This is a genomic window from Paraburkholderia sp., assembly GCF_026225065.1.
Classification (GTDB): domain Bacteria; phylum Pseudomonadota; class Gammaproteobacteria; order Burkholderiales; family Burkholderiaceae; genus Paraburkholderia.
On record NZ_JAMFSB010000060.1, the window covers coordinates 1 to 6486 of the forward strand.

Annotated in this window: 10 protein-coding genes; 4 read left to right on the top strand and 6 right to left on the bottom strand. The window is 61.4% G+C overall.

What is annotated here, in order from left to right:
* Window positions 1-62: 62 nt before the first annotated feature.
* Window positions 63-395, top strand: a complete 333-nt coding sequence (locus M0954_RS04820; RefSeq protein ID WP_122155766.1) for a BON domain-containing protein — start codon at window positions 63-65, stop codon at window positions 393-395.
* Window positions 396-497: 102 nt separating this feature from the next.
* On the opposite strand, the gene M0954_RS04825 is transcribed toward M0954_RS04820, so the two are convergent.
* The gene (locus M0954_RS04825) at window positions 498-950 is read right to left on the bottom strand and encodes a PA2169 family four-helix-bundle protein (RefSeq protein WP_122155765.1); all 453 of its coding nucleotides are present in this window, start codon (window positions 948-950) and stop codon (window positions 498-500) included.
* Between the two features lie 427 nt (window positions 951-1377).
* Here M0954_RS04825 and M0954_RS04830 point away from each other — a divergent pair, with 427 nt between their 5' ends.
* Window positions 1378-1611 carry a hypothetical protein gene (locus tag M0954_RS04830; RefSeq protein ID WP_123387588.1) on the top strand — a complete coding sequence of 78 codons (234 nt, stop codon included), beginning with the start codon at window positions 1378-1380 and terminating at the stop codon, window positions 1609-1611.
* A 109-nt stretch (window positions 1612-1720) separates the two neighbouring features.
* Here the strand turns inward: M0954_RS04830 and M0954_RS04835 are convergent, their stop codons facing one another.
* The 5 genes from M0954_RS04835 to M0954_RS04855 all read right to left on the bottom strand — a co-directional run bounded on the left by M0954_RS04835 (window position 1721) and on the right by M0954_RS04855 (window position 4046).
* Window positions 1721-2302 (bottom strand): hypothetical protein, encoded by a 582-nt coding sequence (locus M0954_RS04835; RefSeq protein WP_297351911.1) that lies wholly within the window; start codon window positions 2300-2302, stop codon window positions 1721-1723.
* A gap of 62 nt (window positions 2303-2364) precedes the next feature.
* The gene (locus M0954_RS04840; RefSeq protein WP_122155762.1) at window positions 2365-2706 is read right to left on the bottom strand and encodes a DUF1488 domain-containing protein; all 342 of its coding nucleotides are present in this window, start codon (window positions 2704-2706) and stop codon (window positions 2365-2367) included.
* Window positions 2703-2939 (bottom strand): hypothetical protein, encoded by a 237-nt coding sequence (locus tag M0954_RS04845; protein WP_297351913.1) that lies wholly within the window; start codon window positions 2937-2939, stop codon window positions 2703-2705. Before M0954_RS04845 ends, M0954_RS04840 begins: the two co-directional genes overlap by 4 nt.
* Before the next feature lie 88 nt (window positions 2940-3027).
* The gene (locus tag M0954_RS04850) at window positions 3028-3579 is read right to left on the bottom strand and encodes a type 1 glutamine amidotransferase domain-containing protein (protein WP_122155760.1); all 552 of its coding nucleotides are present in this window, start codon (window positions 3577-3579) and stop codon (window positions 3028-3030) included.
* 116 nt (window positions 3580-3695) lie between these two features.
* Window positions 3696-4046 (bottom strand): chemotaxis protein, encoded by a 351-nt coding sequence (locus M0954_RS04855; RefSeq protein ID WP_297351915.1) that lies wholly within the window; start codon window positions 4044-4046, stop codon window positions 3696-3698.
* 298 nt (window positions 4047-4344) lie between these two features.
* Between M0954_RS04855 and M0954_RS04860 the strand changes: the two genes are divergently transcribed.
* Complete coding sequence (locus M0954_RS04860) at window positions 4345-5577, top strand: DNA topoisomerase IB (RefSeq protein WP_297351917.1); 1233 nt, start codon at window positions 4345-4347, stop codon at window positions 5575-5577.
* Window positions 5578-5637: 60 nt separating this feature from the next.
* Window positions 5638-6312, top strand: coding sequence for an HAD family hydrolase (locus tag M0954_RS04865; RefSeq protein ID WP_297351919.1), 675 nt, complete (start codon window positions 5638-5640; stop codon window positions 6310-6312).
* Window positions 6313-6486: the final 174 nt, after the last annotated feature.

The following is a 6486-nucleotide window of genomic DNA, read 5'->3' on the forward strand; positions in this document are numbered from 1 at the left end:
CGCGATCGACCACATAGGTAACAAGACCGCATCTCTTTTCAACAACACGAAGGAGCAGTTATATGAAGACCATCCATTTTCTGAAGACCGCTGGCGTCGCTGCCTGTGTCGCTTTCGCCCTGAACGCCTCGGCCCAGACCAATGCACCGTCCGCCAGTTCGGAAACGGTCGGCCAGCACGTCGACGACGGCACCATCACCACCAAGGTGAAGGCCGATCTGCTCGGCGCCAAGAACGTCAAGTCGACGCATATCCACGTGAAGACCCGCCAGGGCGTGGTGTGGCTCACGGGTACCGTGCCGAGCTCGGATGACAAGGCCGCTGCAGCGGAAGTCGCGAAAGACGTCGATGGCGTGGAAAGCGTAAAGAACCATCTGAAGGTGGTGGCCGAGTAAAGCCGCCAGCTACTGTTCGTTCGGACATCGCTGCGCCGGTGTCCTGATGAAAAAGAGGCCGTCCGCATTGCGGACGGCCTCTTGCTTTTGGGCTTTTAATGCTTAATGCTTGGCAGCCGCAAACTGATCACGCAGATCGCGAATGCGATCGTGATTTAGCAGAACGCCCTGATACTGCTTTTCCACCACAATTCGCACGTCAGCCGGCAGTTCCTTGTCGAGCGCGTCGTGATAATGCTTCTTCGCTACGTCCTCGCCCTTTTCGCAATCTGCAAGGATCGAGTGGTCGTTACGACCGGCGACGGCGCTTTTGACGTCTGTCCAGCCGCGATGGAGCGCGCCGGTCACAGTGCCGCCAGTCTCCGGCTTGCCGCCCAGTCGCTGGACCAGGTCTTGCAACTCGCGTGCTCCGCGTGTGCAGTCGTCGGCACGCGAGACAAAGAGCGACTTGAGTTGCGCGTCATGCGTGTCTTCGGCAGCCTTGCGAAAGCCGCGCTCGCCATCCTTCGATGTTTCAACCAGATCGTTCAATACAGCGGTCACGTTGGTAGACATTGCATTCCTCCGTTTCGTAGTTCATCGGACAACTGCCGGGGGCAGTCGGTCCCTTTTGATGCCGCATGCGGTGTGCCTGGGCCGCGTTCGCGAGCCCCTCGCAGTGCGTATGGAGCAGTAGCGCGCATGCAGCCCGTGCGGTCCGCCCCTGCCCGCACACCCACGTTTGGCAAAGTTACCCAGCCGCGTAAATGTTGCCCGGCTGCAGTCGTTCGCGCACGTCCGGCAAAGCGCCATATGCCCCTCGGACGCTCTGCGGACTGGCTTCAGACGGCCTTCTACCGGGCCCATGAGCGAATTCGGTCCAATGGCATAGATGTTGCTGTACCGATGGTGCTGCCCGCACCGGTATGCACCTCCTGAAACACAGGACGAGCGCGCCGCAATCGAAAATCAATGGGCACGCAACGACAAAGGGAGCCTCATCATGAAGATCAGGAGAGCCGAGTTTTTGCTGGCTGTGGCAATCGTCACGTCGGCTGCTGTCATGCAGGTCCGTGAATACGTCCTGAAGACCGCGCCGCAAGGGGCCGTGCAAACGATGAGTTGTGGTGCGACACATCAAGGGTTAGCGCCAGCGGCTTGCGCGACTGTGCGCGGCGAACGTTCCGTGGACGGAGCGGCTCGTCCACAGCAAGCGGCCCTGCGTATCTGGGTATAAGCGATCTACGATATAAAGCGCGGCGACCGCATCGATTGCGGCCGCCGCTCCTTTTATGTACGGGCCATGAGTTGGCCCGGCGTTATTTGTGGCCCCGCCGCAATCTCGCTCAGGCATGCTTCTCGTTGAGCTCAGGCATCGTTTCCGGCGGACGCGTGGGATCGAAATCGGCCCAACGGCCGCGTTGCCAACGTCCGTTCGCACGTTCGATTGCAGCACCACCTGTCTCGCGCAAGATACGCGCAGCGTCGTACTGGCTATCCGGCGAAACATGAACCGCCAGCAGCACACCTGAATCGCGCGTCTCGTGCTGCTGCGTCCCGTGGCGTCCTGACCGGCCGCCCTTGCGCGTATGCGACATGGCGCCTACCAGCGAGCCGATATAGGCACCCACCCCGGCTGCGATAACCGATACGAGTAGCGGCGCCGAAAACACGGTAAAGATGCCGACGCCCACTGCCGCGCCCACCACGGCGCCGATCGTCACGCCCTTGCCCGCGCCTTTGGGCGCCTCCGCGGACCCGATGTCTGTATCGGTATCGCCGCCAATTGGATAACGTGCATGCTGCCCGGTCGGATTGACGAAAAACAGCGTCACGTCCTCTTCGACGAAACCACTGTTGAAAAGACGTTGGGCTGCATCTTCAGCGGCCGGAAACGTCGTGAAACGTGCTGCGACGATGAGTGACATAGATCCTCCTTTCATCGCGGAAGAATGATTACAGACCCACCATTGGCGGTCCTGACCAGTGCCTACCGGTCGTGACCGGATTCCATCCCCTCGACACGGAATAGTCCGCTATGCAGTATTACGCTCGCGCCGTCGCTTTGGTCAAGCGCCTCTGCACACACTGAATGGATCCGCCGGCGGCCCTGCCTGAACGCCCCAAGCAAGGCGTCCTCAAGCGCAGACTCGGCGCCGAAATGATCCTCCAGTGCCTCCGCTGTGATTGCACAGATAACCGGTTCGCCGTCGACACGCGCCGTGAATTGCACGGTCAGGCTCGAGCCGTCAAAGCCCGGTGCTTCGTCAGGAAAAGTAATGCGCATGGTGGCGTCCTCGTAGGCGGGGCGCGGCAGAATAATGGCGTTCATGGCGCGCTCGGCTCGAATGTCTTCACGTGGGGCCCACTCGGCTTCCTGGTGGCAAGCTGCTGGGTATCGGCAGTGCGCTGTGGGCCTGACTGCGGCGTCGGCTGGGCAGCAATAACCTGCGCCTTGGGCTTCGCCTGACTGGTAGCGCCAGCTTGTGTCTGCATAGCGGCCAGCATGGCGGCGCCCAGTCCCATCGCCGCAATCATGGCTTGTATGGAATACCGGAATCTCATGCACTTTCTCCCAGTTCAGCGGGCCTTCTGCGGGCCAGCCATTGCGACCGGCTGACCTGCTTCAGGGGGCTCAACGCAATAACCGCAATCAAGCGGCCTTGCGCCTGGTTAGTTGCGCGATCAACGTTCTATTGAAGGCCGGCAGGTCGTCGGGTTTGCGGCTCGTGATGAAGTTGTCGTCTTCGACCACTTCCTGATCGACCCACGTGCCGCCCGCGTTGCGAATGTCGTCCTGCAGGCTGGGCCAGCTCGTTACGGTGCGGCCTTTGATAATGCCCGCCGACACGGGCAGCCATGTGCCGTGACAGATCACCGCGATCGGCTTGTGTGCGCTGTTGGCGGCCTTCACAAAGGCCTGCGCTTGCGGCAGCGAGCGGATCGCGTCACCGTTCACCACTCCGCCGGGCAAAACGACGGCGTCGTATTCAGCCGCCGTGGCCTTATCGAAGGTGGCGTCGACTGCAACAGAGTCGCCCTTGTCGACGTGCTTGAAGCCCTGGATCTTGCCCGGCTTTGCCGAGATCACATGAACCGTTGCGCCCGCCTCAGCGAGCGCGCGTTGCGGCTCGAGCAGTTCTGCCTGCTCAAAGCCGTCTAATGCGAGGACTGCTACCTTGCAGCCTTGAAGTGACTTAGCCATTAGTGTTTCTCCTTTGCGAGCATGAAAATGATTCGACCGGCGCTGCGCCGGGTCTCGCCCTGAACTCGTTAGCTCCGTTTCCAGAGCTATCGAGCAAGAGCTGTGCCTGTGCAAGGTCAGGTGGGGTTCGATGCATCTGGATCGTCTGCATCATCTGATTCGTCGGGCGCAAACGGCTCATCGACGCGGTCTGGTTCGATGTCTGCGTCGGCAGAGAGCGTGGCGTCGCCGTCCGCGGCGGCGCGTTCGCCGGTGCCGTGGCGGTCCGTGTCGCTGCGTAGCTCGGCGTCGCCGGTTTCAAGCGCGTGATTGTCGAGTTCCGAGTCCACGTCGAACACGTGACGCTTGGCGCCAGCGACGTCGCTGCCACTGTCGGAGGAGTGGCTGGGGCCTAACGCGCCGGTCGAACTGGCCGTTTCACGAACCTCGTGTTGCGGTTCCTCATCAGGATTCAGAGTGCTGCTCATTTCAACCTCCTTGGGGTTTCGACACCTGCATTGAGGCGCCGCAAGGAGCGTTCCGCACGCGGCGCCGTCGACGGGCACTGCCCTTGCTTGAAGCGAATCCAGGGATCGCCTGTTGGGTCCACCTGACTGAGGTTGAGTCAACCTCGTTGAGTGGCTAAGTGATTCCACCTCGTTGCATCACTTACTGCATGGATTACCGGCAAACATGACCGCCTCGCCCCGATCTGCCCGACATCAGTCCACGACCGCCGCTGCCCGCACAAGCGCGACAGCGTCGACAGCCGAAACGCAAAGCACAATGCCCAGCGGCTTGCGGCACGCCGACGACACACGTCCCGGCTACTCGCGCAAGCTGCTTAAAGAAGGCTTTGCTTATTTCGATGTGGCGGGCGAGCGGATCGAGGATGCCGATGAGATCGCCCGTATCAACGCACTCGCAATTCCGCCGGCTTACGCCGACGTCTGGATCTGCCCTGATCCGCGCGGCCATCTCCAGGCGACTGGCCGCGACGCGCGGGGACGCAAGCAGTACCGCTACCATCCGCGCTGGCGCGAAACGCGCGACGCCGACAAATACGAACGCATGACGGCATTCGGCCGGGCATTGCCAAAAATTCGCGCGCGCGTGTCACGCGACCTGAAGCTTCGCGGCATGCCAGGCGACAAAGTGATCGCCGCCATCGTGCAGTTGCTTGATTCCACGCTGATCCGGATCGGCAGCGTCGAATACGCACGCGACAATCAGTCGTATGGACTCACGACGTTGCGCAAAAAACATCTGAAGGTGGAAGCAGGCCAGGTTCGCTTCCGCTTTCGCGGCAAGAGCGGTATCGAGCATGACGTGACCATCGACAATCCGCGCGTGAAGCGCATCGTGCTTCGCTGCGCCGAGTTGCCTGGGCACGATCTGTTTCAATACGTCGATGAGGACGGCACGCGCCACACGGTCGGTTCGGCCGAAATTAACGATTATCTGAAACGCGCCAGCGATGCCGATTTCACTGCTAAGGATTACCGAACGTGGGCTGGCAGCGTGTACGCGTTCGCTGCATTGCGCCGTCTGCTGTGCGATACCGCTGCGGAGGCGCGACGGCATGTGGTAGCGACCGTGAAAGAAGTCGCTGCGTTGTTACGCAATACGCCTGCGGTGTGCCGACGCTGCTATATCCACCCAGCTGTGATTGCGGCTTTCGAAGCCGATGAACTGCAGGGCATTGCGAATTGCCGACCACGTCGAGGCCTGCGGGTCGACGAAGCGGCTTTCGCCATCCTGCTCTCGCGCAGCGCGAAGCAGGCTGCACGACAGGCGGCTAACGGTGCACGCAAGCGCCGCTCGTCCAGCACCTCGACCAGTACGACGCTTGCGCGCGAGGCGGCTGACACAGCGAATTCGGTGAGCGACGCTCAACTCACTGCACTCCTTACCAAATCTCGCGCCATGAGAAAATCGTCGGGCGCGCCGAACGCGCCGCGCCTAGCCGCCGGCCGCGCCAATTTTCGCCCCCCTTTCGTCCGCAAAGGTGCACCATAGTGCCTCATAGATTTCGTCACTTTCCCGGCACTATCACTCAACCGTTTTCGGAGGAACACCATGCGCATCCAGACCGCCTTTCTGTTCGATCTTGACGGCACGCTGGTCGACAGCGTCTATCAACACGTCCTTGCGTGGAAGCAGGCGCTCGATCAGGAAGGAATCGAACTGTCGGTATGGCGCATCCATCGCAAGATCGGTATGAGCGGCGGTCTCTTCACCAACCAGTTACTGCGCGAAACGCGCAGCGAAATGAGCGCGGAGCGCATCGAGCGCTTGCGGCACGCGCATGCCGAGGCCTATAAAAAGCTGGGCAACCAGGTGCGTCCATTACCCGGCGCGCGCGAACTGCTCGCCGCGCTAACCGAGAGCGGCACGCGCTGGGCCATCGCGACGAGCGGCCGCATGGAAACCGCCGCGGTGAATCTGGCTGCGCTCGGGGTCGATCCTGAGAAAACGGTGGTCGTTACACACGACGCCGTCAAATACGCCAAACCCGATCCCGATCTGTTCATTGCCGCAGCACACCGCCTGGGCGTGCAGATCGAACAGAGCGTCGTGGTGGGCGATAGCATCTGGGACATGCTGGCCGCACAGCGCTGCCGTGCATTGGGAGTTGGGGTGCTGTCGGGCGGCTACGGTCAGGATGAACTCGAACGTGCCGGTGCGTTGCGCGTCTATGAAGACCCTGCCGATCTGCTGCTGCATCTCGACGAGGTTGCCGCACGGCCGTGACGGGATAATTCTCGTGTCGCCGTTCGCGCCACAGCGGCTACCACGGGCTGCATGGTGCGATGACCAGCATCGCGACATCGGTCGCAACCAGGCCAAGGATGAACATGGTGCTGGACATCGCGCAGATTCTCGATAGAAACCAGTCGCGCTCGGCACGCGTGCCTTTCAGCGCCG

Bases quoted from the DNA above. Each gene is read 5' to 3' on its own strand.
- M0954_RS04825 (WP_122155765.1), bottom strand. From the start codon at position 950: ATGTCTACCAACGTGACCGCTGTATTGAACGATCTGGTTGAAACATCG.
- M0954_RS04840 (WP_122155762.1), bottom strand. From the start codon at position 2,706: ATGAACGCCATTATTCTGCCGCGCCCCGCCTACGAGGACGCCACCATG.
- M0954_RS04835 (WP_297351911.1), bottom strand. From the start codon at position 2,302: ATGTCACTCATCGTCGCAGCACGTTTCACGACGTTTCCGGCCGCTGAA.
- M0954_RS04860 (WP_297351917.1), top strand. From the start codon at position 4,345: ATGCCCAGCGGCTTGCGGCACGCCGACGACACACGTCCCGGCTACTCG.
- M0954_RS04865 (WP_297351919.1), top strand. From the start codon at position 5,638: ATGCGCATCCAGACCGCCTTTCTGTTCGATCTTGACGGCACGCTGGTC.
- M0954_RS04850 (WP_122155760.1), bottom strand. From the start codon at position 3,579: ATGGCTAAGTCACTTCAAGGCTGCAAGGTAGCAGTCCTCGCATTAGAC.
- M0954_RS04855 (WP_297351915.1), bottom strand. From the start codon at position 4,046: ATGAGCAGCACTCTGAATCCTGATGAGGAACCGCAACACGAGGTTCGT.
- M0954_RS04845 (WP_297351913.1), bottom strand. From the start codon at position 2,939: ATGAGATTCCGGTATTCCATACAAGCCATGATTGCGGCGATGGGACTG.
- M0954_RS04820 (WP_122155766.1), top strand. From the start codon at position 63: ATGAAGACCATCCATTTTCTGAAGACCGCTGGCGTCGCTGCCTGTGTC.
- M0954_RS04830 (WP_123387588.1), top strand. From the start codon at position 1,378: ATGAAGATCAGGAGAGCCGAGTTTTTGCTGGCTGTGGCAATCGTCACG.